Annotated in this window: 28 protein-coding genes; 20 read left to right on the top strand and 8 right to left on the bottom strand. The window is 40.4% G+C overall.

Translation table 11 applies throughout. The annotated features are described in order from the left end of the window. Positions 1-45 precede the first annotated feature (45 nt). From BM291_RS01025 to purU, 4 genes are all read left to right on the top strand, one after another. On the top strand, positions 46-981 hold the full coding sequence (locus BM291_RS01025) for a polyprenyl-phosphate transporter (RefSeq protein ID WP_092894314.1): 936 nt from the start codon (positions 46-48) through the stop codon (positions 979-981). Next, on the top strand, positions 978-1,715 hold the full coding sequence (locus tag BM291_RS01020; RefSeq protein ID WP_092894313.1) for a shikimate dehydrogenase family protein: 738 nt from the start codon (positions 978-980) through the stop codon (positions 1,713-1,715). Before BM291_RS01025 ends, BM291_RS01020 begins: the two co-directional genes overlap by 4 nt. Before the next feature lie 78 nt (positions 1,716-1,793). After that, positions 1,794-2,378, top strand: coding sequence for a hypothetical protein (locus BM291_RS01015; protein ID WP_139229020.1), 585 nt, complete (start codon positions 1,794-1,796; stop codon positions 2,376-2,378). A gap of 112 nt (positions 2,379-2,490) precedes the next feature. Then, a complete protein-coding gene (purU, locus tag BM291_RS01010) occupies positions 2,491-3,345 on the top strand; it encodes a formyltetrahydrofolate deformylase (protein WP_092894311.1) in 855 nt (284 codons plus the stop codon). On the opposite strand, the gene alr is transcribed toward purU, so the two are convergent. After that, positions 3,342-4,496 (bottom strand): alanine racemase, encoded by a 1,155-nt coding sequence (gene alr / locus BM291_RS01005; RefSeq protein ID WP_092894310.1) that lies wholly within the window; start codon positions 4,494-4,496, stop codon positions 3,342-3,344. The two genes, purU and alr, sit on opposite strands and share 4 nt — an antisense overlap. Positions 4,497-4,584: 88 nt before the next feature. Between alr and BM291_RS01000 the strand changes: the two genes are divergently transcribed. Continuing rightward, a complete protein-coding gene (locus BM291_RS01000; protein ID WP_092894309.1) occupies positions 4,585-5,178 on the top strand; it encodes a DNA-3-methyladenine glycosylase I in 594 nt (197 codons plus the stop codon). 93 nt (positions 5,179-5,271) lie between these two features. Here BM291_RS01000 and BM291_RS00995 read toward each other — a convergent pair whose 3' ends face one another. From BM291_RS00995 to BM291_RS00980, 4 genes are all read right to left on the bottom strand, one after another. Next, on the bottom strand, positions 5,272-5,856 hold the full coding sequence (locus BM291_RS00995) for a hypothetical protein (protein WP_092894308.1): 585 nt from the start codon (positions 5,854-5,856) through the stop codon (positions 5,272-5,274). Between the two features lie 225 nt (positions 5,857-6,081). Continuing rightward, on the bottom strand, positions 6,082-7,608 hold the full coding sequence (locus tag BM291_RS00990; RefSeq protein ID WP_092894307.1) for a sodium:proton antiporter: 1,527 nt from the start codon (positions 7,606-7,608) through the stop codon (positions 6,082-6,084). Positions 7,609-7,789: 181 nt separating this feature from the next. Continuing rightward, on the bottom strand, positions 7,790-9,016 hold the full coding sequence (locus BM291_RS00985) for a Glu/Leu/Phe/Val dehydrogenase dimerization domain-containing protein (protein WP_092894306.1): 1,227 nt from the start codon (positions 9,014-9,016) through the stop codon (positions 7,790-7,792). 71 nt (positions 9,017-9,087) lie between these two features. Further along, positions 9,088-10,161, bottom strand: coding sequence for an anhydro-N-acetylmuramic acid kinase (locus BM291_RS00980; RefSeq protein WP_092894305.1), 1,074 nt, complete (start codon positions 10,159-10,161; stop codon positions 9,088-9,090). Between the two features lie 104 nt (positions 10,162-10,265). Here BM291_RS00980 and BM291_RS00975 point away from each other — a divergent pair, with 104 nt between their 5' ends. From BM291_RS00975 to BM291_RS00925, 11 genes are all read left to right on the top strand, one after another. Beyond that, positions 10,266-10,982: a type III pantothenate kinase gene (locus BM291_RS00975; RefSeq protein ID WP_092894304.1), complete on the top strand. Its 717-nt coding sequence runs from the start codon at positions 10,266-10,268 to the stop codon at positions 10,980-10,982. Beyond that, positions 10,972-12,255 (top strand): BamG family beta-barrel-assembly machinery protein, encoded by a 1,284-nt coding sequence (locus BM291_RS00970; RefSeq protein ID WP_092894303.1) that lies wholly within the window; start codon positions 10,972-10,974, stop codon positions 12,253-12,255. The genes BM291_RS00975 and BM291_RS00970 overlap by 11 nt, the downstream gene beginning before the upstream one ends. A 101-nt stretch (positions 12,256-12,356) precedes the next feature. After that, the gene (locus BM291_RS00965; RefSeq protein ID WP_092894562.1) at positions 12,357-13,658 is read left to right on the top strand and encodes a hypothetical protein; all 1,302 of its coding nucleotides are present in this window, start codon (positions 12,357-12,359) and stop codon (positions 13,656-13,658) included. 83 nt (positions 13,659-13,741) lie between these two features. After that, positions 13,742-14,284 (top strand): LPS export ABC transporter periplasmic protein LptC, encoded by a 543-nt coding sequence (gene lptC, locus BM291_RS00960; protein WP_092894302.1) that lies wholly within the window; start codon positions 13,742-13,744, stop codon positions 14,282-14,284. A 77-nt stretch (positions 14,285-14,361) separates the two neighbouring features. Next, positions 14,362-14,571, top strand: coding sequence for a hypothetical protein (locus BM291_RS00955; RefSeq protein WP_092894301.1), 210 nt, complete (start codon positions 14,362-14,364; stop codon positions 14,569-14,571). 2 nt (positions 14,572-14,573) lie between these two features. Then, entirely contained in the window at positions 14,574-15,863 is a 1,290-nt protein-coding gene (locus BM291_RS00950) for a hemolysin family protein (protein WP_092894300.1), read from the top strand. A gap of 83 nt (positions 15,864-15,946) precedes the next feature. Further along, positions 15,947-18,058: a peptidylprolyl isomerase gene (locus BM291_RS00945; protein WP_092894299.1), complete on the top strand. Its 2,112-nt coding sequence runs from the start codon at positions 15,947-15,949 to the stop codon at positions 18,056-18,058. 89 nt (positions 18,059-18,147) lie between these two features. Continuing rightward, on the top strand, positions 18,148-18,417 hold the full coding sequence (locus BM291_RS00940; protein ID WP_092894298.1) for a DUF493 family protein: 270 nt from the start codon (positions 18,148-18,150) through the stop codon (positions 18,415-18,417). Positions 18,418-18,428: 11 nt separating this feature from the next. Beyond that, positions 18,429-18,662 (top strand): 4a-hydroxytetrahydrobiopterin dehydratase, encoded by a 234-nt coding sequence (locus tag BM291_RS00935; protein ID WP_092894297.1) that lies wholly within the window; start codon positions 18,429-18,431, stop codon positions 18,660-18,662. Beyond that, positions 18,659-19,351, top strand: a complete 693-nt coding sequence (rsmI, locus tag BM291_RS00930; protein ID WP_092894296.1) for a 16S rRNA (cytidine(1402)-2'-O)-methyltransferase — start codon at positions 18,659-18,661, stop codon at positions 19,349-19,351. Before BM291_RS00935 ends, rsmI begins: the two co-directional genes overlap by 4 nt. A 17-nt stretch (positions 19,352-19,368) precedes the next feature. After that, positions 19,369-20,172 carry an inositol monophosphatase family protein gene (locus tag BM291_RS00925; RefSeq protein ID WP_092894295.1) on the top strand — a complete coding sequence of 268 codons (804 nt, stop codon included), beginning with the start codon at positions 19,369-19,371 and terminating at the stop codon, positions 20,170-20,172. Here BM291_RS00925 and BM291_RS00920 read toward each other — a convergent pair whose 3' ends face one another. Continuing rightward, complete coding sequence (locus BM291_RS00920) at positions 20,173-21,081, bottom strand: AEC family transporter (RefSeq protein WP_092894294.1); 909 nt, start codon at positions 21,079-21,081, stop codon at positions 20,173-20,175. A gap of 104 nt (positions 21,082-21,185) precedes the next feature. Between BM291_RS00920 and BM291_RS00915 the strand changes: the two genes are divergently transcribed. Then, a complete protein-coding gene (locus BM291_RS00915) occupies positions 21,186-21,413 on the top strand; it encodes a hypothetical protein (RefSeq protein ID WP_092894293.1) in 228 nt (75 codons plus the stop codon). On the opposite strand, the gene BM291_RS00910 is transcribed toward BM291_RS00915, so the two are convergent. Further along, positions 21,410-21,784, bottom strand: a complete 375-nt coding sequence (locus BM291_RS00910; RefSeq protein WP_092894292.1) for a UDP-glucuronosyltransferase — start codon at positions 21,782-21,784, stop codon at positions 21,410-21,412. The two genes, BM291_RS00915 and BM291_RS00910, sit on opposite strands and share 4 nt — an antisense overlap. A 146-nt stretch (positions 21,785-21,930) precedes the next feature. Between BM291_RS00910 and BM291_RS00905 the strand changes: the two genes are divergently transcribed. The 3 genes from BM291_RS00905 (at position 21,931) to rpiB (ending at position 24,635) form a co-directional block, all read left to right on the top strand. Further along, complete coding sequence (locus BM291_RS00905) at positions 21,931-23,199, top strand: serine hydroxymethyltransferase (RefSeq protein WP_092894291.1); 1,269 nt, start codon at positions 21,931-21,933, stop codon at positions 23,197-23,199. A gap of 16 nt (positions 23,200-23,215) precedes the next feature. Beyond that, positions 23,216-24,073, top strand: a complete 858-nt coding sequence (tatC, locus tag BM291_RS00900) for a twin-arginine translocase subunit TatC (RefSeq protein WP_092894290.1) — start codon at positions 23,216-23,218, stop codon at positions 24,071-24,073. A gap of 124 nt (positions 24,074-24,197) precedes the next feature. Then, a complete protein-coding gene (rpiB, locus tag BM291_RS00895; RefSeq protein ID WP_092894289.1) occupies positions 24,198-24,635 on the top strand; it encodes a ribose 5-phosphate isomerase B in 438 nt (145 codons plus the stop codon). Positions 24,636-24,721: 86 nt separating this feature from the next. Here rpiB and BM291_RS00890 read toward each other — a convergent pair whose 3' ends face one another. Next, the gene (locus tag BM291_RS00890; RefSeq protein ID WP_092894288.1) at positions 24,722-25,549 is read right to left on the bottom strand and encodes a hypothetical protein; all 828 of its coding nucleotides are present in this window, start codon (positions 25,547-25,549) and stop codon (positions 24,722-24,724) included. Positions 25,550-25,826: the final 277 nt, after the last annotated feature.

Raw genomic sequence — 25,826 nt, 5'->3', positions numbered from 1 at the left:
ATTACAGGCTGATTGGAATATTCCGATCAGCCTTTATTTTTGACCATGGATTTTATCAGAAAATATGTGCTCACCTACCTGAAAGGCATGGGCATGGGAGCGGCAGACATAGTACCCGGAGTTTCTGGTGGTTCTATTGCGCTGATTACAGGAATCTACGAGGAATTGCTCCGGAGTATCAATTCCTTCAATGGGGATAGTCTGAAGTTGCTACTCAAATTTGAATTCAAAGCATTCTTTCAAGCAGTAAACGGAGCCTTTTTGCTTAGTCTATTCCTTGGGATAATGACGAGTATTTTCTCGCTTTCGAAGCTGATCACTTATTTGATGGCTGAGCATCCCATTCCGCTATGGTCATTTTTCTGTGGATTGATTTTAATCAGTGCTTTTTTGATTCTGAAGGATATCAAAGAATGGAGCATAGGAGTGATTATCGCGCTGATTATAGGTACGATTTCAGCATATTTCATCACGGAATTACCACCTACAAGTAGCCCAGATGCACTTTGGTTTACTTTTGTAGCTGGAGCTATTGCTATATGCGCGATGATTCTACCTGGAATTAGCGGTAGTTTTATTTTGCTGATTTTAGGTAAATACGAACCTGTATTACACGCTGTTTCGGAGCGAGATTTTGCTACGTTGGGTGTTTTTGCTTTAGGATGCATTGTCGGACTTCTATCTTTCAGTCGTGTGATTTCCTGGTTGCTGAAGCGATTTTATTCCATTACAATTGGTTTACTTTCTGGCTTTATGCTTGGATCAATCAATAAACTTTGGCCTTGGAAAATCGTCACTGCATACCGCACTTCATCTAGTGGGGAAGAGAAGCCATTTTTGACGAAGAATTTATTTCCCGGTGAATATTTAGAGCAGACAGGTTTTGAGCCAAAATTAATGGTGGCTGTTGCCGCATTTTTGTTTGGAATTATTTTGGTATTTGGGATTGATCGCCTAGCGGCATACTTAAAGAAATCATGAGGAAATTTGGACTAATTGGACACCCACTTACACATTCATTTTCTAAGAAATATTTCGAAGAGAAGTTTGAAAAGGAAGGAATAGAGGGCTGTTCCTATGAATTGTTTGATATCCCTAATGCATTTGATCTAGAGGAGATTCTTAGTGAAGATCCGGAGATAGAAGGCATCAATGTCACGATTCCGCACAAGGAAGATGTGATCGCACTGATGGATGATCTAGAGGAAGCTTGCGAAGAAATCGGCGCAGTTAACTGCATTCATATCCAGGATGGAATTCGCACAGGTTACAATACAGATTACATTGGATTCAAAAATTCACTTTCTCCTTGGTTGGGTGGCATAAAGCCAAAAGCCTTGATTTTGGGAACAGGCGGAGCATCGAAAGCAATCAAGCAGGCGTTGATAGATTTGGATATTGACTTTCTGAATGTATCCCGATCAGAAGATGAGGATCAAATTACTTACGGTGACCTGGCTTCAGACCCTGAGATCATGAAAACTCATCACCTGATTATCAATACAACTCCACTTGGCACTTTTCCAAATGAAGAAGGTATTCCTGCTATTCCGTTGGATCAGTTTTCAGCTGCGCATTTTGTGTATGATTTGGTCTATAATCCTCCGGTGACTACGTTGATGAAAGCTTGTTTGGATAAGGGTGGAAAAGCTAAGAATGGCCTCGAAATGCTAATGCTACAAGCTGAAGCCTCTTGGGAAATCTGGAATTCATAAGAGCTGGAAGACCGAAGACGTCCCGATAGTTATCGGGAGACCGAAGTATCGTCAATGCAAGTGGTACCAACAATAAAAATGAATAAGCTTATACTCATTACTTTAACTATACTATTGTTGACCAACCAAGTTTGCTTTGGCCAAACCTACAGTGATATTATTGAAGATAACGAAATTATATCATTCTTGACTTGGGAAGTTAATTCAACAGATAGGTATTCAGAAGAACCGTTATTATCCTTAAAAAGGAAAATTGATCCAAAAATTATTAGTTGGGATAGTTTGAATTTCATTAAGCCTGACTCTTTACCTGAACATGATTTCTTAGTCTCATTTACATACTTATTCCAGGAGAAAAATGTGCTTGATACAATTTTTAAGGATGAAGATAAAGAATATCTTTTTGAACAATTTAAAGCTTCCAAAGACAGCACTTGGCAAAGTAAAATTCCCAAAGCAACAATTTCCAACAGAAAGAACAAGAGAAGATCTAATCGTTATTACTACTCAATACCATTATTTTCAAAAGATAAAAATTATGTAATCATTAAACGAGAATATTATTGTGGAAGCCTTTGTGCTCATGGTGGCTATTTCATTTACAGAACACTTAATGAAAATTCTTGGGAACTTGTAAAAGTTATAAATGGATGGATGAGTTAAATGAAAGAAAAAAAATTGGTAACAAAACCCTAACTGCATTAAAACACAGTTAAGCTAAGCGTACCATATATAAGCCACTTTAATCTTTTATTTGTAACCAAACTACTGAAAAATGAAAAAAGCCATACTCATAATACAGTGTCCCGATCAAAAGGGGATAGTAGCAGAAGTTTCCCGATTCCTTTATTCTTATGAAGGAAATATTCTGGAAGTGGATCAGCATGTAGATGAGGAAATGGGCATGTTTTTCATGAGAGCGGCTTGGGAGTTGGATTCTTTTTCTTTGCAGAAAGATGAGATTGCTTCTCGATTTAAGGAAGAAGTTGGTGAGCGATTCAAGATGGATTTTAAGCTTCATTTCAATTTCCCGAAGCCAAGAATGGCGATTTTTGTCAGCAAGCTTTCCCATTGTTTGTTTGATATTTTAGGAAGGCATCATGCGGGACAGCTTGAAGTAGATATTCCTGTGGTGGTCTCCAATCATCAAAGTTTGAAGGAAATTGTGGAGGCTTTTGGCATTCCTTTTCATTATATACCGATCACCTCCGAGACCAAAGCCGCTGCTGAGGCGAATCAATTGGAGTTGATGAAGACCAACACTATTGACTTTGTGGTGCTGGGAAGATACATGCAGATCCTTTCCGCTGATTTTATCAAGCATTTCCCCAATCGTATTATCAATATTCACCATTCATTTTTGCCGGCATTTGTGGGAGCTAGACCTTATCACGCGGCTTACGAAAGAGGTGTGAAAATTATAGGTGCAACGGCTCATTACGTCACCGAAGAACTGGATGCTGGTCCTATTATAGAGCAAGAGGTAGCCAGAGTCAGACATCATAATTCCGTAACCGAATTAGTCCAGATCGGCCAAGACGTGGAAAAAGTAGTGCTTTCCAAAGCCATCAAATATCATGTAGATCGCAAGGTAATGCCCATCAAAAACAAGACGGTGATTTTCTATTAAGGGATGATTTTCCGTGGAATGTCTTTCGGAAGCCGAGTCAGCATTTCATAATTCACCATTTGAGTGGATTCAGAGAAAGACGCAACAGTGATTTCTTTTCCACCCTGCTTTCCGATGAGAATTACTTCATCACCGATTTTTAGATCTTTGATCTTACTCACATTCACGGCGATGGCATTCATCGTGACGGTACCCACGACCTGACAGTACTGTCCTCTGATCAGCACCATGCCCTGATTGCTCAGTAAGCGACTATAGCCGTGTCCATAGCCGACTGGCACGATGGCAAGACGGATATTCTCCAATGCCATGTAGCTATTGCCGTAGCCTACAAACTCTCCGGTTTTCACAGTCTTCAGACTCATTACGGTACTTTTCCAGGTAATTAAGCGTCTTAGTGGGTTTTTATTGCCTTTTGGAAGAGAATTAAGCTTTGCGAAAAAAGTCTCCTTAGTAGGCCAAAAACCATATCCAGCTATCCCTATTCTCACCATGTCCATGATCGTTTCTGGGAAAATAAGTGTGGCTGCGGAGCAGGCAGTGTGATAGGTTTTGAACGTGATTCCTTGATGGTTGAAAAAGTCCTTGAATTCGTGGTATCTGGTAATTTGATTTTTTACTCTGACGAAATTACTTACTGATTCTGCGCCCGCATAATGCGTACATAGGCCTACGATGGAAATGAAGCTAGAATTTTCTACTAGCATTTCTGCAAGTTTTTCCCGTTGACTCCAATCAAATCCAGTTCGGTGAAATCCAGTCTCCACTTCTACATGAACTTTAGCCGGAATATCAATTTCCTTGGAAATCTTGATCGCTTTTTCCAGTCGTTCAAAATCAAAAACATAGAAGCTGATTCCTTTTCGGATTAATTCTTCTAGTTCTTCGAAATGGAGCATGCCCAAGATCATGATCTCAGAACCTTTCTTGGATTTCTCCCACACTTCCCAAGCTTCATCAGAGCTGAAAGCGCTAAAATGTCTAATGCCGGCTTTTTCTGCTATTTCTACCATCTGTGAAATTCCATGGCCATAAGCATTACCTTTCACTACTGCGGAAATGGTAGGTGTCGGTCCTATCTCAGAACGTATGTAGCGGATGTTTTGCCGATAAGCTTTGGCACTGATTTCAAGGGTAGAGGTGGCAAGCATAGTTGTATTCTTATTGAATTGAGAAAGTAATGCACTCTGCTTCCTTATCCCAATTCTTGATTAATTTTATTCATCTAAATCGATACAAATGAAAAAGACCTTTCAAGTTTCTGATCAAAAGCCGCGCTGCTCTTGGTGTCTTGGTTTCGAAGAATACGTTGCGTACCACGATACTGAATGGGGCGTTCCAGTATGGGATGATCGGGTTCATTTCGAATTTTTGATCTTAGAATCTGCTCAGGCTGGCTTGAGTTGGGCTACGATTTTGAAGAAGAGAGAAGGCTATCGCAAAGCTTTTGCAGACTTTGACTACAAAGTTGTTGCGGAATTTCCTGAGAGTTATGTGCAGGAGTTACTGCAAGATCCGAGCATTGTCAGAAACGTGTTGAAGATCCGAGCGGCTATCAATAATGCCAAATGCTTTATGGAAGTACAGCAGGAGTTTGGCTCTTTCTCCAAGTATATCTGGGGATTTGTTGGAGGAAAGCCAATTCAAAATCGCCTATCCTCCATGAGCGAGGCTCAAGCCACCACCAAAGAATCTGACTTGCTTGCGAAAGACTTGAAGAAACGTGGATTCAAATTTCTGGGAAGTACAACAGTCTATGCACACATGCAGGCTACTGGTCTATTCAATGATCATTTGGTAGATTGTTTTAGGTATAAAGAAGTGAAAATATAGTACTCTACTGTCTACAGTCCACTTCAGTATTTTGGAAATTTTATGTCTAAAAAATTGAATATGGAAAATTAGCCTACTTCTGAATCAAGGAATTCACTTGGCAAAAAGATTAATCTCATCAAAATAAACTTTCCCCAAAGTCAAATCGGGTACAAATAAACTGACCTGGATGCTTTCCGCATCTTTCGGAAAATTTTCTAAAGTTGCCTTCAACTTGAACCAATCAAAATCACCTTGAAAAAGCTCTTCATTTGTGGCGGATGTATTTCTACTTTCGCTAGTGTCATTAGTAAAGACCTTCATAAAAATGGAAACTCTACCTCCTAGGGTCAAATCTATGACATCTTCTCCTTTCACAAAAGCCACGAGCTCCACAGTGCTTCCCGGAGTTGGCATGGGTCCTGTGTAAGTTTGTGTCCAAGTGGCTGAATTGGCAGTGGATCTTTCTTTATTTTCAATAAAGAGGGATCGATTTCCAGTCAGGAAAACTTCCCGACTTACCCCATATTGAATCTCATTGGGGATCGTCGGAGCCCAAGGCAACACGTTATCTGGGTACAAGGATAAATTAGGATTTAATAGCAGTTGACTTCCTTTTGGTAGGTAGTCTTCCTCGCTGTTGCAGGAAATCAATAGGAAAAGTAAAAGAATCAGGGAAAAGTTTGTACCAGCTTTCATAACTCAAGTAATTCATTCATTTTCAGATGAACCTAATTTACGAGTTTTGCTTTAGAGTTAAGGATATTGATTAGATAACCAAACAATAATTTAAACCACCGATTCTAATCCTAGCATGGAGATGCGTTCATAAATGAAAAGGGAATATATCCAAGTCTATGCACGTATGCAGACAACTGGTTTATTCAATGATCATTTGGAATCCTATTTCAGATTTGCTGAAGTTTAAACCTCAACGAAAGCAAAGAATACCAGCCACACAAGGATTAATAGTGGTAATAAGATTGGCAGAGAGAATCGGATGATGTAGCCAAAGAAAGATGGCATTTTGATACCATTTTGTTCCGCTATAGACTTCACCATGAAATTTGGTCCATTTCCGATGTAAGTCATCGCTCCGAAGAATACTGAGGCGATTGATATGGCCATCAATTCAAAAGCAGAGTCATGATACCCATCGGCAGCGAACTGACGAACCTCTTCGATGTTACCAATGGAAGCACCTTTGGAAGCCATGGCTGCGGCAAGGAAGTTTAGGTAAGTTGGAGCATTGTCTAGGAATCCGGATAAGATACCTGTGCCCCAATAAAGCGTGTTGTGAGTGATCATTGCAGCGCCATCAGGAGATTTTGCAAAGTCGCCTACTAGCTCTAAGGCCGGCATCATAGTACCAAATATTCCTACGAAGATAAATGCTACCTCACGGATGGGTTCGAAGTTGAATTCATTGCCTTTGATGGCTCTTTGGTCAGCAAAGCGGTAAGACAGGAAGGCTACTGAAAGCATAATGATCTCTCGGATATAAGAGAATTTTTGCCCGTCATACACTATTGCCGGTACACCTTCTATCACATTTGGATCAAGGAATACCGAGCAAATAATAATAAATAACCAACCAAAGTTCTTCATTCCAATTAAGGAAAGCTTGTTGGAATAAGTAGTCTCCTCTAGTTCAGAGTCATCATTTGCCCTGCCAAATTTTTTGTCAATAAAGTAGAAAGCAACAGCAAGCGCAATCAAAGCAAATATCCATGCTGGCCAGTTATGCTCTAGTGTCCAGAAGAATGGAATTCCTTTCAAGAAACCCAAGAATAGCGGAGGGTCACCGATTGGTGTCAACGAACCACCAATATTACTCACCATGAAGATGAAGAATATGATATGGTAAGCTTGAATATTTCCTTTGTTCAGTCTAATAAATGGTCTGATCAAAAGCATAGATGCCCCGGTAGTTCCTATCAGATTTGCGATCAATGCGCCAATAATTAATAAGGATACGTTGGCAAATGGTGTTGCTTTTTTATCTATCTCAATCAGAATGCCTCCCGACGCAATGTATAAGGAGGCGAGTAGTGCTATGAACTGAATGTATTCCGCCATAGCATGGACGGGTGCATGGACATTCCCTAGCACAAATAAATAATAGAAAACGACCAGCAAAGCGAATCCAATCGCGATTTTCGGGTAGTTTTTATGCCAAAAATGCTCATAAAATAAAGGACCTGTGGCAATCATAAGTAGCAAGGCTACAAATGGGATAACCAACCAAATAGGTGCAGTATGGTGGTCTTCTTCTCCAGTTTCTGCTAGAGATTCACCATGTAGGGTAGCTTGATCCGCATTCCCGTGATCTGCCTGTGCGAGGTAGACATTCTCAGTATCAGTATTTTCGGCAAAGGCAGATTGCATCTCTAGCCCACCAAAAAATAATATTCCGAAAAGTATGGAGAAACTTAAGATAAAATTCTTCATTAGGCTAATAGGGTATGCTGGGTGTTCTTTTCAGTTAATTTAAGCAAATATTTGATTGCTGCGCTTCAATACTGGCTTCTGCTAAACTACAGCTTTTGCCTGATACAGCACAATCAAAACTTGCCATCCTGTTGGAATTAATCAAAAATTAACTCCAACAGTTCAATGGCAAAGAATAGTTTTACACGAGTTGTGCTAGGGCTATATTAAAGGAAGTTTCAGCTAGTTTAACTTTTTCTGAATTCCTGGAATGAACATTTTTCAGAGCTTTCTCAATAGTTTCACTTACATCTGTAAATATCGCCATATCGGTGACCTCCGCGTTGTCACTCATCAAATAAGCAAATACACGAGCCATTCCGCAATTTGCGATGAAATCAGGAATCACTGAAACTCGCTGGTCAGTCCAAACGCCGGTTGGGCCAAAGAAAATCTCAGGATCAGCAAATGGCACATTGGCGCCACAGGAAATTACTTCTAATCCGGAATTGACCATTTTTTCAGCTTGATCCTGTGTAATTAACCTAGAAGAAGCTGCTGGAATGAAAATTTCACTTTTCAGATCCCATATTTTCTGATTAATCTCATCGAACGAAAGCTGATTGTCGGCCACCAGCTTGTTACCATTTCTATTAAGGAAAAGCTCACGCACCTCATCTATAGAATAACCTGCTTCATTGATCACTCCTCCGTCTCGGTCGATGATGCCTACTATTTTTACGCCTTCTACCGCGAGGAAGCAAGCTGCTGCAGCTCCTACATTTCCCCATCCTTGAATAATGGCTCGCTTTCCTTTGATGTCTCCACCCCAGATTTGATAATAATGCCTAACCGCTTCCGCTACCCCAAACCCTGTAATCATATCTGCTACAGTATATTTTTTAGGGCCATTTGGAGTGAAATGTGGATCCTCAAGGACTTTGGAAACACCTTGTCTTAATTGACCTATTTTCCGAATCTTTTCAGGTTCTGTTGCATGAAAATGCCCATTTACTACTCCCTCTTGTGGGTGCCAAAGACCATAGGACTCTGTGATAGGAATTACTTCATGGATTTCGTCCACGTTAAGATCTCCGCCTGTTCCATAGTAATTTTTTAATAAAGGCATTACTGCTTTGTACCAGCGTCTTAGTACTTCGTCTTTGCGGGGATCGTTTGGATCAAAGTTGATTCCTGACTTTGCACCACCAATGGCAGGGCCTGAGACGGTAAACTTCACTTCCATGGTTTTAGCTAGAGATTCGACTTCCCGCTTATCCAATCCTTTTCTCATGCGGGTGCCACCTCCTGCGGCTCCACCTCTGAGAGAATTTATCACTACCCAGCCTTCTGCTTCTGACTCGCTGTCACTCCATTCAAAAGTAATTTCGGGTTTCTTGTTCTCGAATTTTTTAAGTAATTCTTGCATGTAATTTGGGTTTATAGCTGGGCAAAAATAGGAAAATAAACCTCTCTTCCTGCATGAAGTCTGACGGGCGGTTAGCCAAAAATTACTCCCCCAGATGAGTCAGAAGCTGCTCCTGTCACGGATGCCAGGCAATTGTTTTCATTTCGTAGACGCAACACACCCAAAAACCCAAAAACTAGCGCCTCTTTAAATTCAATCAATTCTGAGGAAGCCTCCATGTGATTCCACTTGGCATTCAGTTGCTTGTCCAGGCAGGTTATAAAAAAAGCATTGTAGGCCCCCCCTCCAGTGATCAACACAGCAGGTGATTCATTGCCTTGGAATTGTTTAATCACTTTGGCGATTTGAAAAGCATAATGCTCTACCAGAGTTCTCAAAATGTCTTTTTCAGAAAGACCACTGGAGATCAACAGCGGCATGAAGTCATTTTCTAAATCTTCTCGACCCAGAGATTTTGCATCTGATTTCAAGTAATAAGGCAGCGCATTTAGATCTTCGAATAAATTTTGATTAAAATCCCCTTCTTTGGCCCAAGAGCCATTTTTATCGTATTCTGCCCCGAGCACATTAGCTTGAGCATTTAGAAGTAGGTTAAAAGGGCAAGTGTCAAAAGCGATACGCTGTCCTTCATCTTCCATACTGATATTTGCTATCCCACCTAGATTGATGCAAAAATCGATCGTAGGAAATAGGAATTTATCTCCAATAGGCACTAAAGGGGCTCCCTGCCCACCTAATTGCACATCCTGCATTCTGAAATCATTGATTACTTTTTGCCCAGAACTCTGATGCAAGGCCCAGCCATTTCCTATCTGAAGGCTAAGTCCTTTTGCCGGCTGATGAAAAACGGTATGGCCGTGAGAGCAGATAGCCATGGGTTTGATTTGCTTTTCGCTGCAGTATTCTTTGACTTTTTCACCCATCCACTTGCCAAAATCTACGTCCAGCAGTGCCAATTCCAGCGCAGAAAGATTATGGCTTTGCAGGAGCTTTTGCCCTAGCTCCTTGGGAAAGGGGATCGTAATTGCATCCAATATTTCGTAAGACCACTGATTTTGAAGGTCATAGCTGCAATACGCAATGTCTAGCCCATCTCCAGAGGTGCCAGACATCAATCCGATCATCGTATAATTTGTAGGGCTCATGGGTTAAAGTATGTTAAGTGGAGACTAAGACAAAGATAATTTAACAAGGATAGAACTACCTCTTTTTTGTGAATGACTATTTTGCGAAAGATTAATTAAGCTGGATGACAAATCTGATCATAGATATTGGGAATACTCGAATCAAGTCCGCTCTTTTTGAAGGAGATGAGCTGCTTGTGGAAGACGTATTTGAGGAGATTGAAAATGCTCTAAATTCTTGGAATTCAAGTTCTTTCGATCAATGTCTGGTGAGTTCAGTGAAATGGAGTCAGTCAGAATTACAGAATATTTTACCGTTTCCATTTATCTACCTCAGTCCTGACACGAGATTACCTATTATTAATGGGTACGGAACTCCAGCTACTTTGGGTTTGGATCGTATTGCTGGAGCGATCGGCGCTTGGGCTGTTCGGGGAAAAGGACCAGTTCTCGCGATAGACTTGGGAACTTGTATTACTTTTGACTTGATCGATGGTAGTAATTGTTACCTAGGCGGGGCAATTAGTCCTGGACTTGGGATGCGGGCAAAGGCCATGCATGAGCAAACGGCAAGATTGCCGCTAGTTGATCTAAAAGTAAAACCTACTGAACTGATTGGCAACAATACGATCACCTGTATGCAGATCGGTGTTTGGTATGGAATTGAGCTCGAATTGCGAGGGCAAATTGAAGCATACACCAAAAAATTTCCAGAAATCGAGGTCTTTGTTAGTGGCGGAGATGCCCAATCTTTTGATTCATTGGCAAAAGACCTCATATTTGTAGTCCCAAATTTGGTCCTTTACGGATTGAATTCTATTCTAAACCACAATGTTGAGTAATATCAAATTGCAATTGCTGGGTGTACTATGCACCCTTTTCTTATTTACAGAAGCTCAGGCACAGTCGAGTGCTTCTACTTATAGTGCTCTAGGTATCGGAGAATTTAATTATTCTGGTCTTACCAGTAATCAAGCCATGGGGGGGCTTGGCATAAGTTTCGGTTCCGCTTGGAATCCAAATGTGGTCAATCCAGCCCTTTCTACTAAGAACACGATTTTTAATTTTGAAGCTGCGATGAATTATAAAAAAATCGCTGCTGACAATGGTACTGATAAGTCAAATGTGGATGGAGGAGGATTATCCTATATCGCATTTTCACTTCCGGTGAAAGTAAACAAAGCGACACTCGGCTTGGGATTGAATCAAATCACGAGTGTGAACTACCGCTTGCTTATAGAAAGTCCAGTGAGCAATACAGAGATAAATGCATTAAATTCTATCGAAGGTGATGGAGGAATCTCTGAAGCTTACCTGAGTTATGGTATGATCGTAGCTAAAAATCTGAGCTTAGGCGTGCAGGGTTCTTACATCTTTGGATCCACGATCCGCACAGACCAACTGTCACTTTATGATGATGAAGGAAGCCCAGTTGGTATCACTACAGAATATTATGAAAGATTAACAGTTAGCGATGTGGGCATCAAAGCAGGTGCATATTACTTCCTTCCATTGAATGAAAAGAGTAAGCTACATTTAGGTGCCATTTATCAGCATTTAGGAGACGTTAATGGAAAAGCTTTTGCCAAACTCGCATCATATGGCCAAGCTAGCGATCCGGATTCGGATGGCGACCTGATTGCTAATGATGAACCAGGGAGCATTTATATCCCTAATCGCTACGGATTCGGCGTTTCTTATGAAAAAAACAACAAGTTTGTGATCGGATTGGAGGGTCAATATCAAGACTTCAAAAAGTATAGATCTCTTCTAGATGATCCCTTGCAATTGAAGGAAGCTATCAAGATAGGATTGGGATTCCAGATTATACCTGATTTTCTCGCTATTGACAACGGTCTAAAGCGAGGTACTTATCGCGTCGGTTTGGAGTATCAGCAGACGCCATACTACCTGAACAAGACAAATATAAATGACCTTGGCATTAACTTTGGAACTTCACTTCCTGTAAATCAACTTTCATTAGTGAACTTCGCAGTGAAAGTCGGACAACGAGGAACCACTAACAAAGGCCTCATTCGAGAAAACTATGTAAACTTCACCTTAGGGTTGTCACTGAATGATAATAGTTGGTTTTACAAACGAGTATTTGAATAAAAAAATTAACCAAACCATACGATCAAAATGGTTAAATGCGAGTTTGAAAACTTGAATTTAGACATGAAGATTAAATTGTGCCGAATTAAACCATTATGAAAATGAACATTAAATCTACAATCCTAGGGCTAAGCGCCCTGCTTCTTGCCGGAATGGTACAAGCTCAGGACGGATGGAATTTTCCAACCGATCCAGCTAAAGAAGCTAAAGCCAGAGAGCTAAATGCTGCTTACACTGACTATATGCAATCTGAACAATATGTAGAGGCTACTAAACCTCTTCATTGGTTGCTTGTAAATGTGCCTGAGCTGAATGAGTCTCTGTATATCAATGGAACAAAAATCTATGATGCGGCTTCAAAAGCTACCACAGATGAGGCTCAAACAAGAATCTATCAGGATTCAGTTATCGTCTTGTATGAAAAACGAGGTGAATTATATAACAATGAGAAAAATTGGATAGAAAATAAGGCTTATTACGGGTATACTTATTACAAGGACGATCAAGATAAGTTGAAAGAGCCAATTGCTGATTTCGAAAAATCTATGGAACTAAATGGAACACTTAGTTCTAACTTAGTAGCTGCATATTTTAATTTAGTTTATAGAAATTATGCATATCATGAAGCCTATACAGGTGAAGAGATTCTTTCAATTCATGATAAACTTCAAGCTATTCTTGATAAAGCAGCTGCTGAAGGTGATGACGTATCTAGCGCAAAAAGTAATCTTGAGCAATTATTAATTGCAATGGAATTGATCGATTGTGATTTCATCGAAAATAAGATGGGACCAAAATTGGCTGCTGACCCTACTAACGAGTCACTAGCAGATCAAATCTTCAAGTACTCTGTACAATACAAGTGTTTCTCTTCTAAGGCATTCTTACAAGCATTGGAAATGAAGCATGCTAAAGAGCCTTCTTTCTCTACTTCTCAGGTGATTGCCATGAGATATATGCAGGAAGATAATGCTGCAAAGGCAGAGCAAATGTGGACTCAAGCATTGAGCCTTGCAGAGAATAGCTCTCAGAAAGCAGAATCTCAGATGGAGCTTTCTAAAATTTATGCGAAACAAGGAAAGAAATCAGCTGCTAGATCAGCTGCTAAAGAAGCTGCAAACCTAGATTCTTCTATCACGGCTGATGTTTATAACATGATTGCGGGTATGTACATGAACTCGTTTAATGATTGTAAAGCAGGAGTAAGTGTGATCAAGGATAGAGCGATATTCATTGCAGCATACAATGCTTACCAGAGAGCAGGAAATTCCAGCGGTATGGCGCAAGCAAGAGCTCAGTTCCCTTCTAAAGAGGAAGTGTTTGCTGAAGGAATGCAAGTGGGTCAAAGCCTTAGCACAGGTTGCTGGGTTGGAGAAACTGTAACTCTGGCTACTAGAGATTAATTAAATTACTGATATAAAAGGCAGTCTTCGGGCTGCCTTTTTTCGTTTGTAAGCATGAAACAATTTTCAAGTATCTTTGAGCCGTGAAGAATAGTTTACTTTCATTCGTACTACTTAGCCTCTTAGCATTGACTAGTTCCTGCAGGGAAGATGTAGACGCATCCGTACTTGAAGTGTACGATGGGCCTATGAACCTAGCGCTCAATGTGCATTTGATTCAAAGTGATTCGGCAATTGTGAGATTTGAGATGAGAGCTCCTAAGCAACTTGAATTCGCCAATGGTAATCAAGAATTTCCTGAAGGAATAGAAATTGAAGTTTTTGAGAAAGATGGGGAGCTGAGCACTACGCTTAGAGCAGATCGAGGATTTTTTTCTAAGAAGGATAATGTTTGGAGAGGGGAAGGAAATGTACAAGTTCATAATCTTATCAAGGACCAAAGATTACAATCAGAAGAGCTTTTTTGGGAGCCTAATAAAAGAATTTATACAGAGAAATTTGTAACGGTACAAGATGGTGAGAGTCTTTTCAATGGCACAGGACTAGAGGCTGATGAAACTTTCACTAATTACACACTCAAAAACCCTAGAGATAGCCGTATTTTAGTGACTGGAGAAGGATTATAAATGAAGCTGATAAAGTACAAACCTCTTGGTAAAACAGAATTGGAACTTAGCAATTCTCTGCTCCACAAAAATTCAGAATGAAATTAGTTGACGCATTATTACTATCCCTTTCACTTGCATTGATGATCGTAGGGATTCACCAAACGGTCACTCAGGGAGTGGAAGCTTCCTACGCGATTTTTATGTTTGCTGTAGCCTTGTTATTTTGGTTCCAGTACCGCAAAATGCAAAAACCCGAAGAACCACCCACACCTAAGAAAAAGGCCAAATCTGGCAAAAAACGTTAAGCATGGAAGTAAGTTATGAGTTGATTTATGTGATCATCACGCTTGTGTTTTCAGCCTTTTTTTCAGGGATGGAGATTGCATTTATATCTGCTAATAAGCTACAGATCGAGCTGCAGAACAAGCAAGGAGATCTAACAGGAAGAATACTAAGTGTCTTCGTAAAGCGACCTGGCCAATTTATCGGTACCACACTTTTGGGAAATACCATTTCGCTGGTGCTATACGGTATTTTTATGGCTTTCCTTATGGAAGACCCGTTGAAGATGTGGCTACAAGATTCATTTGGCTACGCTAATGATGCAATTGTGCTGGTGTTACAGACCATAATTTCTACAATTGTGGTTTTGGTCACTGCTGAATTCTTGCCCAAGAGCCTCTTTATGCTGAATCCAAACAGCATGTTGAATTTCTTCTCGCTGCCTTTTTGGATTATTTATGTGTTTTTCTTTCCTGTAGTTTGGGCCGTTGTGGCACTTTCGAGATTTTTCATCACCAAAATACTCCGTTTAGAATATAGTGAGGACAAGCCAGTCTTCACGGTGACTGACCTAAATAGCTTTGTCCAAAATCACATTCACAAGGGGAAAGAGGATGGTCATGTGGAAATTGACACCAAGATTTTTGACAATGCGGTAGAATTCAAAACCGTCCGAGTGCGCGAATGCATGGTGCCGAGGACAGATATCGTCTCTGTGGAAGTAGATGATGAAATGGAGGAACTGAAAAAAGTATTTGAAGAAAGTGGACATTCCAAGGTGATTGTTTATCGGGAATCTATCGATGATGTCATAGGCTATTGCCACCAATTAGAGCTCTTTAAGAAGCCTAAAACCATCGAAGAAATCCTCACTCCGATCATTATTGCACCGGAATCTGCCTTGGCCAATGAATTGTTGATTCAATTTATTCAGGAGAGAAAAAGTCTCGCTTTGGTAGTAGATGAGTTTGGAGGCACCTCAGGGATAGTTTCTATGGAAGATATTATTGAAGAGATTTTTGGTGAAATCGAGGACGAATACGACAGTGATGATTTGATCGAACAGAAAATTTCTGAACAGGAATATTTGCTCAGTGCGCGTCACGAAATTGATTACCTCAATGATAAATATGACTGGGAATTGCCCATTGGAGACTTTGAGACCCTATCTGGGTTGATTCTTTCGCTAACGGAGAATCTTCCAAAGAAAGGAGAATCGATTACTTTTGAGTCCTATACTTTTACTGTAGTGACCAAACAAGAGCATAGAATTGAGACCGTTCGGGTCAAAATCAACACCTCCGGAATTTTCTAGTTAAGCGTTTGATTCAGAATATATTTTGAATTTCGTTAGTAATGCTATTATTTTGCGACACTCTAAAAAAGCGTAGTACAATAATGGCGTTAATTAAACAAATTAGACAAAGGACAGGTCTATTGATCGGTGTAATTGCCGGCGGATTAATTTTATTCCTCCTAGGAGGTGATTTATTAAGTCCAAATTCCACCTTACTCAGTTCCAGTCAAAATATCGTAGGCGAGATCGCAGGTGAAGATATCACCTACGAGGAGTACATCGCCCGTGTTGAAGAATTCAAAGTAGCGAATCAGCAGAGAACAGGTAGAGTTCCTTCCGAAGTAGAAATGTATTCTATCAGAGAGCAGGCTTGGCAGTCAATGATTGTGGAGCGTGTGTTCAAAGAAGAATATGAGAAATTAGGTTTGACGATTTCCGATGCGGAATTAGTTGATATGGTTCAGGGCAAAAACATCGTTCCAGAATTACGTCAGCAACTGGTGAATCCTCAGACAGGTCAGTTTGACAAAAGTCAGCTGGTTACTTTCTTACAGTCTCTTGAGACTGCAGATCCGGCTCAGCAGGCATATTGGAATCAGCAAGAGCGTCTTTTTGCAGACTCTAGACTGAGAATCAAATATGACAATATGCTAGCGACTTCTGAGTTTGCTACCCAGGCTGAAGCTAAAGAAGAATACAAAGCAGCGAATACCATCGCAGATGCTTCTATCCTCTTTGTTCCTTTCTATGCAGTAGCTGACGCGGATGTAACCGTTTCAGAAAGCGAAATGCAAGCATATTTGACTAAGAATAAAAGCAAATTCAAATCTGGAAATGCTGCTAGCATCGAATATGTAGGTTTTAGCATTCAGCCAAGTGGCGTAGATTCAGCTGAGGTTATTTCTCATATCAATGAATTGACCAACGAGCTTAGAGCTGCAGAGAATGATTCTCTTTTTGTATTGAGAAATTCTGAAGGACAAGCTCCTTTTATGACAATCAGAGCAGGTGATGAACTTCCAGCTAATTTGACCAGCAATGTGTCAGACATCGAGGCAGGACAAACTTACGGTCCTTTCATTACAGCTAACTCTACTTACGTTTCTTATAAGATTTCTGATCAATACGAAGGAACGCCAAGATTGAGAGCTTCACATATTCTTTTCAGCACTGAAGGCATGGACGATGCTTCCAAAGCAGTGGTAAAGGCTCAGGCTGAAACTGTACTTGCAGAGGTAAAAGCTGACGGAAACTTTGAAATCGCAGCTAGACAATATGGCCAAGATGGAACTGCTCAAACAGGTGGAGATCTAGGTTGGTTTGCAAAAGAGGACTTCGTAGCTGAATTTGCTACTGCTGTTTATGCTGCAAAATCTACAGGTATCCTTTCAAGCGTAGTAGAAACTGAATACGGCTATCACATCATCAAAGTGACTGAAATGCCTAAAACCACTTACACTAAAGTGGCTACTTTAGAATTGGAATTGGTGGCTAGTGATGCTACTAGAAATGAGGCATTCAGAAAAGCTGATTCATTTGCTGCAAATGCAGGAAATAAGAATGAGTTTACTGAAAACGCAACAGCTGAAAATTATAGAATTCTACAAGCAAACAATGTAGATGCCAACGCTAGAAATATCAATAACCTTCAAAATGCTAGAGAAGTAATTCGCTGGGCATTTGCAGATGAGACTTCTACAGGTGAGGTTTCTACTGTATTTGAATTGGACAATGCCTACGTTGTAGCTACCCTAGTGAGCAAGAGAGACGAGGGAGATGTGAAATTGGCAGATGTAAAAGAGCAAATAGAAGCTCAAGTTAGAAATGAGAAAAAAGCTGAAATGATCAAATCTAAATTAGCTGGTAAGGCTTCTTTAGAAGATATGAAAGCTGTTTATCCAAACGAAGCATCTCTTAACGAGATTCCTGATTTGAAGCTTAGCGCTAATGTAATTCCAGGTGTTGGTTTCGCTCCACGAGCGATCGGCGCTATCTTCGGAGTGCAGCAAGGCCAGCTTACACAACCTATTCGTGAAGACGTAGGTGTAATCGTAGGTAAATTGAACGCATTGACTCCAGCAGCTGAAATAGGCGACTATTCAGTATATCAAGGTCAATTGACTCAAAATGCATCTCAGAGAACAACATATTCAGTCATGATGGCTCTGCAGGATTTGGCGGGCGTTAAGGACTATAGATATAAATTCTTTTAATAGAATCTAGCTCTAGATTCGGAACCCATGCCTAACAGCATGGGTTCTTTGTTTATATTCGGAATGTAAATCGCTAATCACACCCAGCTATGGACAAAAAGAAATTCGATAAAGAGAACTTCAAAGAAAAATTAGAAGCAAGTGGCGAGTTTCCTCAGCTTTATATGTTTAAGTTTATAGTTCCTAATGGAAAGGAAAATGAGATTGCGGCGCTATTTCCAACGCATGAAATTTCTACAAAAGCGAGTTCTGGAGGAAAATACGTGAGTACGACTATCCAGGCTATGATGAAAAATGCAGATCAGATTATCGATCTCTATGAGCAGGCTGCCGAAATCGAAGGATTAATCTCACTTTAATTAATTGACTTATGTGGATCGAAGAAGACAACAAACTTAAGAAAACCTTCAAATTCAAGGATTTTCAGGAAGCTTTTGCTTTTATGACCCGAGTGGCATTTTTGGCTGAGGCGCAAAATCATCATCCTAATTGGAGTAATGTTTATAACACAGTAGAAATTGAATTGACTACGCACGATGCTGGAAACACAGTGACCAAGAAGGATCATGCACTGGCTAAAGCTATTGATGGACTATCTTCATGAGTGAAACTTCTGTAAACTTATACCTAGTACCTACGCCGATCGGTAACTTGAAGGATATCACGCTTCGGGCTATTGAGATCTTGAAAAGTGCTGATGTAATCCTCGCTGAGGACACGCGCACAAGTGGGCAATTATTAAAACACCTGGAAATCTCCAGACCACTTCAGAGCTACCATATTTTCAACGAGCATAAGACGGTGGAAAAATTGGTGGAGCGAATGAACCGAGGAGAGGTTTTTGCTTTGATTTCTGACGCGGGCACCCCTGCTATTTCAGATCCAGGATTCCTTTTGGTAAGAGAGGTTCTCGCAGCGGGGCTAGATGTTCAATGTCTCCCAGGAGCCACTGCCTTTGTACCGGCATTGGTAAATAGTGGACTGCCAAATGACCGCTTCGTATTTGAAGGCTTTTTACCTCACAAAAAGGGAAGAAAGACAAGGATAGATGGTCTAGTGGAAGAAGTACGGACAATCATTTTTTATGAATCACCACATCGTCTTCTGAAAACGCTAGGTCAGCTATCAGAAGCTTTTGGAGCCGATAGGCAAGCTTGTGTATCCCGAGAGATCACTAAGCTTCATGAGGAGAACGTTAGAGGTACATTAGCCGAGTTAATAGATTATTATGAGACCAATACACTAAAGGGCGAAATTGTCCTTACTGTGGCCGGTAAAAATCCCAAAGCCTGATTTAACAACCAATTTCTATGATCTCAACAGAAAGACTCACTCTGCTACTAGAGAAAACTCAAGGAATAGCCAAAGAAGCTGGTGCCTTTATCCGTAAGGAAAGACAGCATTTCAATATGGACAATGTGGAGCATAAGGGCTTCAATGACTTGGTTTCTTATGTGGACAAGGAAGCAGAGAAGCTTATCGTAGACAAACTATCCAAGATTCTTCCTGAAGCAGGATTTATCACGGAGGAGGGAACAAATACTACAAAAGCTGAAGAATTCAACTGGGTAATCGATCCATTGGATGGTACGACGAATTTTATCCACGGCGTGCCTATTTTTTGTGTGAGTATTGCCTTGATGGAGCGTGAAGAGGTTATTCTGGGTGTGGTCTATGAAGTGAATCTTCATGAATGCTTCTATGCGATGAAAGGTGGCGGAGCATTTTGTAATGACACAAGAATTCGAGTGAGTGCAGCCAAATCGCTTTCGGCATCTCTGATAGCTACTGGTTTTCCGTATTACAATTTCGATTTGATTGATAAGTACCTAGCTGCTTTGAAATCACTGATGAAGTCTTCCCACGGAGCACGTAGATTTGGTAGTGCTGCTGTAGATCTTTGCTATGTTGCTTCTGGGCGTGTAGAAGGGTTTTTTGAATACAATCTGAATTCCTACGATGTGGCTGCTGGTACATTGATCGTAGAAGAAGCTGGTGGGAAAGTGACGGATTTCTCAGGAGCAAGAGATTTTATATTTGGGCGACAGATTTTGGCGACAAATGAGAAAATACACGAGGAAATCCTAACTGACCTGCAAAAGGCTTGGGCATAACTAGCCCAGGAAATAATACCAAATCATACTAGTAACGATTGAGATCGGTATGCCCAATCCGGCAAGTAACGTCGCGAGCTTTGGCTTAAGATCATATTGAATCGCTACGATAGAACCTGTAATCATGGGAGCCATACCACTTTCCAGCACACTGACTTTTAATTCCAGGCTGCTTTCTGGCAGGAAATTTCTATAAATCAACCAAACCATCAAGGGAGCAAGTAATAGCCTATATCCCATTCCAAACCAATAGAACTTAGAGCTGAGTGAGTCGAAGTCTAGAGAAAATTTAAGACCAATGGCGAAAATAGCCATCGGTGCCATCGTTTTGCCTATTAGAGATACTAGGGGAATCAGAAACTCTGGGGTTTTCCATCCCAAAATACTCATAGCGATAGTAACTAGTAAAAATCCGAAAGGAGGAAAACGAAGAATTTTTAGCGGAATCTCGCTTAGATTACCTTCTTGATGAGAGTAAATCGAACCAACTATTATTGCAAGGGAGGAAACGAGTAGAAATGATCCGCCTTGGTCAATCAATAGCGCTATGGGCAAACCCTCTTTTCCGTAAAGTCCTTCTATCACAGGAAATCCCATGAAAGAAGTATTGGCTAGTCCAGCTACGATCACTAAGCAGCCAGTGGTTTGATTATCCCATTTCAATAATTTCCCCAGCACACCAAAAATCATCCAGGAAAGGAGGAAGGTAAACCAAGCCGTGGAAATAGGTAGAAGTAAGCTCCAGCTGGGCTCTATTTGGGGAATGTAAAGAAGAGCAAGAGCTGGAAGTACAATATTAAGCAGGTAAGCATTGACCCATTTTGTAATTTTCTCAAGTGGGAGATTAGCTTGCTTCTGTAGAAAAAGTCCCAATAAAAGACATAAAAATGCAATGAAAGCTCCTGTCATGCCTGAATTTTATAATATGTAATTTTTATTAACATAAAAATAATTTTGTATAATTGTACCTTGCTGATTACCAGTATACTTTTGACCCAAATCACAGTAAGTACATGACCAAACTTATACCAATTTTTATCAACGGAGGGAAATGGATTCAGCTTTCGCAGCTTTCAAAAGAACAATCCGCAAAGCTCAAATCCTGGTTACCCGTAAGCTGCTTAAAGAAAATCATATTTCAAGGAATGGAATTTTCTGATTGTTTAGATTTTGAAACGTACGAGTATTGGTTTCGTACCAACCAAGTTTCAGAGCAAAAGCAGGCGTTGCTGGATTTTTAATCCAAGCCTAAATTTTTTCTTTTTTCATCAAAATACTTTCCCAACTCAGGATAGAAGTCACTTTCGACTTCTGGAAATCCGTCCAATATTAATTCCATATTGCCTTCCATCCCATCAGTATTCACCTGCATCCCTTCCAGTAAATAGACCATATCTTCCATTGTCAATGCCTCATAGCTAGAGGAAGGATAGAGCATGTAGTCATTTCCATAGAAATCCACTGCTTCAAACTGAACCTTTCCTTCCAGCCAATGGGCGTAGATGCTAATTTGCTCACCCCACTGACTCTCGGGGTAATTCATTTTCACCAATAAAACAGAAGTAGTTTCTTGGGTAAAATAGCTTTCAGGGCGGAATTTGAAATCAATCATCGCTCAAAAATAGCAATTCCTAAGAATAGAAAATCCCAATCCTTTTTTTGGATTGGATAATCGGGACTTTCGGGCTATTTTTGGGCACATTTGAAGGTACGCTTCTGGCTACCCTTCCATAAAAATTGGCTTTCAAACCCCTGATTATGAAAAGAGACTCGCTTGTTTTCGACCTTATCAACGAAGAAGAGGACAGACAAAAGAGAGGCATCGAACTGATTGCTTCCGAAAACTTCACCAGTAAGCAAGTAATGGAAGCCGCAGGTAGCGTGCTGACAAACAAATACGCAGAAGGTCTTCCAGGCAAGCGCTACTATGGCGGTTGCGAAGTGGTGGATAAGATCGAGCAACTAGCAATCGATCGTGCAAAAGAGCTTTTCGGAGCTACATGGGCCAATGTGCAGCCTCACTCAGGAGCACAGGCAAATGCAGCAGTGATGTTGGCATGTCTTAAAGCCGGTGATTCTATTCTTGGTTTTGACCTTTCTCATGGCGGTCACTTGACGCACGGTTCTCCTGTGAATTTCTCAGGTAAATTGTACGACCCGCATTTTTACGGAGTAGAAGAGGAAACAGGAAGAATCGACTACGATAAATTAGAAGAAAAAGCATTGGAAGTTTCTCCTAAAATGATCATTTGTGGGGCTTCTGCTTATTCTAGAGATTGGGATTATGCTCGATTGAGAGAAATCGCTGACGAAGTTGGAGCGATTCTTTTGGCCGATATTTCTCATCCATCTGGATTGATTGCAAAAGGACTGTTGAATGATCCACTTGATCATTGTCATATTGTGACTACTACTACTCACAAGACTCTTAGAGGTCCAAGAGGTGGTTTGATCATGATGAGAGAAGATTTTGACAATCCTTGGGGTGTAACTACTCCAAAAGGAGAAATCAAAAAGATGTCTGCTTTGCTAGATATGGGTGTATTCCCAGGTACGCAAGGTGGTCCATTGGAGCATGTGATCGCTGCTAAAGCGGTTGCTTTCCTAGAATGTCTTTCTGACGAATACATGCATTATGTGATTCAGGTGAAAAAGAATGCATCCGTAATGGCAGATCAGTTCGTAAGTCTGGGATATCAAATCATCTCAGGAGGAACTGACAATCACATGATGCTTATCGATCTTAGAAATAAAGACCTTACCGGTAAAATAGCAGAAGGAACACTTGGCAAAGTGGATATCACCATCAACAAAAACATGGTTCCGTTTGATACCAAATCTCCTTTTGTTACTTCAGGAATGAGAATAGGGACAGCTGCTGTCACTACTCGAGGTCTGAAAGAAGATGACATGGTGAAAATCGTCAACTTGATAGACAGAGCCTTGACAAACCATGAGAATGAAGCCGAACTGGCGAACATCCGTAGCGAAGTGAATGCTTGGATGAATCAATTTCCGTTGTACTAGAATTTAGAGACCACCCGTGGCGTTAGATCAATACCAAGAAGAAGAGGAAGAAGAGGGAGGAATGTCCTTTTTGGATCATTTAGAACAATTGCGTTGGCATTTGCTTCGCTCCGTTGCTGCAATCCTAATATTATCTGTAGCAGCCTTTGTAGCCAAAGGTTTCGTTTTCGGCATAGTTATTCTTGGGCCTTCCAAGGTTGACTTTGTTACCTATAGATGGCTGTGTGAACTCAGCGATTACGTAGGATTGCCGGCACTTTGTATCGACGAGCTACCATTTACTATCCAGAGTAGGCAAATGACTGGGCAGTTTACCATGCACATGACGTCAAGTTTTGTGGTGGGATTCATTGCTGCATTTCCCCTTGTATTCTGGGAAGTTTGGAGATTTATCAGCCCGGGATTGTATGATCAGGAGAAGAATGCCGCAAGAGGAGCTGTTTTCTTTGTGAGTTTATTGTTCTTCATGGGAGCTGCATTTGGATACTTTATCCTATCACCGCTGTCGATCAATTTCCTTTCAAATTATCAACTGGATCCGTCGATTCTTAATGAATTTGACATCACTTCTTATATTTCTACACTCACAATGCTGGTGCTTGCTTCTGCGATTATGTTCCAGCTTCCGGTAGTGGTCTATTTCTTGGCGATGTCAGGATTGGTTACTTCTGGCATGTTGAAATCATACAGAAGACATGCGATTGTAGTGATCTTGGTGTTATCAGCAGTAATCACTCCTCCGGACGTAATCAGTCAGATTCTGATTGCAATGCCGATTCTAGTGCTATATGAAGCTGGAATTCAGATTGCAAAAAGGCTGGAAAAGAAAAGAGCGATTAAAAAAGCTAAGGAAGAGGTAGATGATGCGCTTTAATTTAAGACACTAGGCATAAGTATTAAGAGTCAAGAATTAAGAACCTAGAATCTATAGATTGAATTGGAAGGTCAGGATTACTTCGGTCTCCTGTCTTCCATCTTCGGTCTTAAAAGAAAAAATTATGGCAAAGAAAATAGCAATAGGAGGAGATCACGCAGGGGTTGAGTACAAAGCTAAAATGATAGCTAAATTGGAATCGCTGGGCTATGAAATAAAGGATTTTGGTCCTTTCTCAGATGCTTCTGTAGATTATCCAGATTATGTGCACCCTTTGAGTTCAGCTATTGAAGCTGGAGAGTTTGATTTGGGGATTGTGATTTGTGGATCTGGAAATGGCGTAGCCATTACAGCCAATAAGCACCAAGGAATCCGTGCCGCACTTTGCTGGAACGAAGAATTGGCCGCACTTTCCCGTCAGCATAACGATGCCAACGTGATAGCTCTCCCCGCCCGATTTATATCCTATGAACTGGCAGAAAAGCTGGCTGAGACTTTCCTTACTACGGACTTCGAAGGTGGAAGACACCAGAACCGAGTGAGTAAGATTGCTTGTAGCTAAAAAGCTGGAAGACAGAAGACCGAGGACCGAAGAAGCCCAAACTTGAGAATTCAGATTTGGGCTTTTTTGTATTTGTATTACAAATTCTAATGCAAGTCGTTTTTATTTATTTTATCAAAAGCCTTTTTTGTCATTATTATCAAGTTCTCTTTATCAAGATCAAGTATTGAAATATAATCTTTGTTAAAAGCGTAATGTTGAGACCAATCAACATAGTCCTTATAAAGAAGTAGCGTACAAATATCCGTCGGTTCGATATGATTAGATAGAATATGCGTATGCATTGTTGCATTTATATTTTGTCCATTTGGATCCTTATAAGGAAGTTCAATTAGCGAATTATGCAGTTTGTTCTTACCAATGAATTTGTTCTTAGAGTTGTATTTGAGTAGATAGTCATTGCCGATGAAGACAGAGCCTTGTTTTTGTGAAGCAGATAAAATAAATACTTTTCTGTTTTTTCCATCTATCAGTGGAATTGCATTGAACGAAGCATTTTCATAATAAGTAAAAAAACCATCTGAATTTGAAGTTAACATCATCATCGCATCTTGTCGTATTGAAATAAGGTCTGTTTCATTTTCAAAAGCTGAGGCTACTTCGGTATCAACAGAGTTTGGGGTTGAAGTTGGTAAATTGTCAAATTGATATCTAGCCAATATGCTGTTGTGGTCGAACCTACTATAAAAGATGGAGTAAACATGTCCATCTATTCCTTCATAAGAAAGGTATCCTCCAATGCTGTCTCTCTTATCTGGGAAATTTTCTAGAAAATGATCGGTTGAGTACCAGGCAGCTTTTTCAAGTCGGTAAAGTAACATGCCTTCTTTCAGTAAAGCCTCTGAATCTGGTTTTTGAGCATTTACTTGAATTGTTGAGAATAGGCTGAAAAAGATTATGATTATTTGTTTCATAAGGCTTTAATTTCTTTTAGTACTTGTTTCTAGCGTAAAGATATAAGCAACCAACTATATATCCTTTATCGAAACTGAAGTCTGTTTTTTTGTTAGCAGCAGAAACTTCGAAGGTGGAAGACACTAGAATCGGTAAATAAGATTGCTTGTAGCTGAAAAGCTGGAAGACAGAAGACCGAGGACCGAAGAAGCCCAAACTTGAGAATTCAGGTTTGGGTTTTGATTAAATGTGAATTACAAAGTCTAAAAAATATAATACTGGATTTACGAACTATGC

The sequence above is a fragment of the Algoriphagus aquimarinus genome (assembly GCF_900112005.1).
Taxonomy (GTDB): Bacteria; Bacteroidota; Bacteroidia; order Cytophagales; family Cyclobacteriaceae; genus Algoriphagus; species Algoriphagus aquimarinus.
Note: the sequence above shows the minus strand (reverse complement) of the source record. Positions and strands in the feature narration are given on the sequence as shown.

Bases quoted from the DNA above. Each gene is read 5' to 3' on its own strand.
- BM291_RS01020 (WP_092894313.1), top strand. From the start codon at position 978: ATGAGGAAATTTGGACTAATTGGACACCCACTTACACATTCATTTTCT.
- BM291_RS00925 (WP_092894295.1), top strand. From the start codon at position 19,369: ATGATCTCAACAGAAAGACTCACTCTGCTACTAGAGAAAACTCAAGGA.
- BM291_RS00905 (WP_092894291.1), top strand. From the start codon at position 21,931: ATGAAAAGAGACTCGCTTGTTTTCGACCTTATCAACGAAGAAGAGGAC.
- BM291_RS01000 (WP_092894309.1), top strand. From the start codon at position 4,585: ATGAAAAAGACCTTTCAAGTTTCTGATCAAAAGCCGCGCTGCTCTTGG.
- BM291_RS00945 (WP_092894299.1), top strand. From the start codon at position 15,947: ATGGCGTTAATTAAACAAATTAGACAAAGGACAGGTCTATTGATCGGT.
- BM291_RS00975 (WP_092894304.1), top strand. From the start codon at position 10,266: ATGACAAATCTGATCATAGATATTGGGAATACTCGAATCAAGTCCGCT.
- BM291_RS00910 (WP_092894292.1), bottom strand. From the start codon at position 21,784: ATGATTGATTTCAAATTCCGCCCTGAAAGCTATTTTACCCAAGAAACT.
- BM291_RS00995 (WP_092894308.1), bottom strand. From the start codon at position 5,856: ATGAAAGCTGGTACAAACTTTTCCCTGATTCTTTTACTTTTCCTATTG.
- BM291_RS00955 (WP_092894301.1), top strand. From the start codon at position 14,362: ATGAAATTAGTTGACGCATTATTACTATCCCTTTCACTTGCATTGATG.
- BM291_RS01015 (WP_139229020.1), top strand. From the start codon at position 1,794: ATGAATAAGCTTATACTCATTACTTTAACTATACTATTGTTGACCAAC.
- BM291_RS00890 (WP_092894288.1), bottom strand. From the start codon at position 25,549: ATGAAACAAATAATCATAATCTTTTTCAGCCTATTCTCAACAATTCAA.
- BM291_RS00940 (WP_092894298.1), top strand. From the start codon at position 18,148: ATGGACAAAAAGAAATTCGATAAAGAGAACTTCAAAGAAAAATTAGAA.
- BM291_RS00990 (WP_092894307.1), bottom strand. From the start codon at position 7,608: ATGAAGAATTTTATCTTAAGTTTCTCCATACTTTTCGGAATATTATTT.
- BM291_RS00915 (WP_092894293.1), top strand. From the start codon at position 21,186: ATGACCAAACTTATACCAATTTTTATCAACGGAGGGAAATGGATTCAG.
- purU (WP_092894311.1), top strand. From the start codon at position 2,491: ATGAAAAAAGCCATACTCATAATACAGTGTCCCGATCAAAAGGGGATA.
- BM291_RS00980 (WP_092894305.1), bottom strand. From the start codon at position 10,161: ATGAGCCCTACAAATTATACGATGATCGGATTGATGTCTGGCACCTCT.
- BM291_RS00935 (WP_092894297.1), top strand. From the start codon at position 18,429: ATGTGGATCGAAGAAGACAACAAACTTAAGAAAACCTTCAAATTCAAG.
- BM291_RS00970 (WP_092894303.1), top strand. From the start codon at position 10,972: ATGTTGAGTAATATCAAATTGCAATTGCTGGGTGTACTATGCACCCTT.
- rsmI (WP_092894296.1), top strand. From the start codon at position 18,659: ATGAGTGAAACTTCTGTAAACTTATACCTAGTACCTACGCCGATCGGT.
- BM291_RS00985 (WP_092894306.1), bottom strand. From the start codon at position 9,016: ATGCAAGAATTACTTAAAAAATTCGAGAACAAGAAACCCGAAATTACT.
- rpiB (WP_092894289.1), top strand. From the start codon at position 24,198: ATGGCAAAGAAAATAGCAATAGGAGGAGATCACGCAGGGGTTGAGTAC.
- BM291_RS00950 (WP_092894300.1), top strand. From the start codon at position 14,574: ATGGAAGTAAGTTATGAGTTGATTTATGTGATCATCACGCTTGTGTTT.
- alr (WP_092894310.1), bottom strand. From the start codon at position 4,496: ATGCTTGCCACCTCTACCCTTGAAATCAGTGCCAAAGCTTATCGGCAA.
- BM291_RS01025 (WP_092894314.1), top strand. From the start codon at position 46: ATGGATTTTATCAGAAAATATGTGCTCACCTACCTGAAAGGCATGGGC.
- BM291_RS00965 (WP_092894562.1), top strand. From the start codon at position 12,357: ATGAACATTAAATCTACAATCCTAGGGCTAAGCGCCCTGCTTCTTGCC.
- BM291_RS00920 (WP_092894294.1), bottom strand. From the start codon at position 21,081: ATGACAGGAGCTTTCATTGCATTTTTATGTCTTTTATTGGGACTTTTT.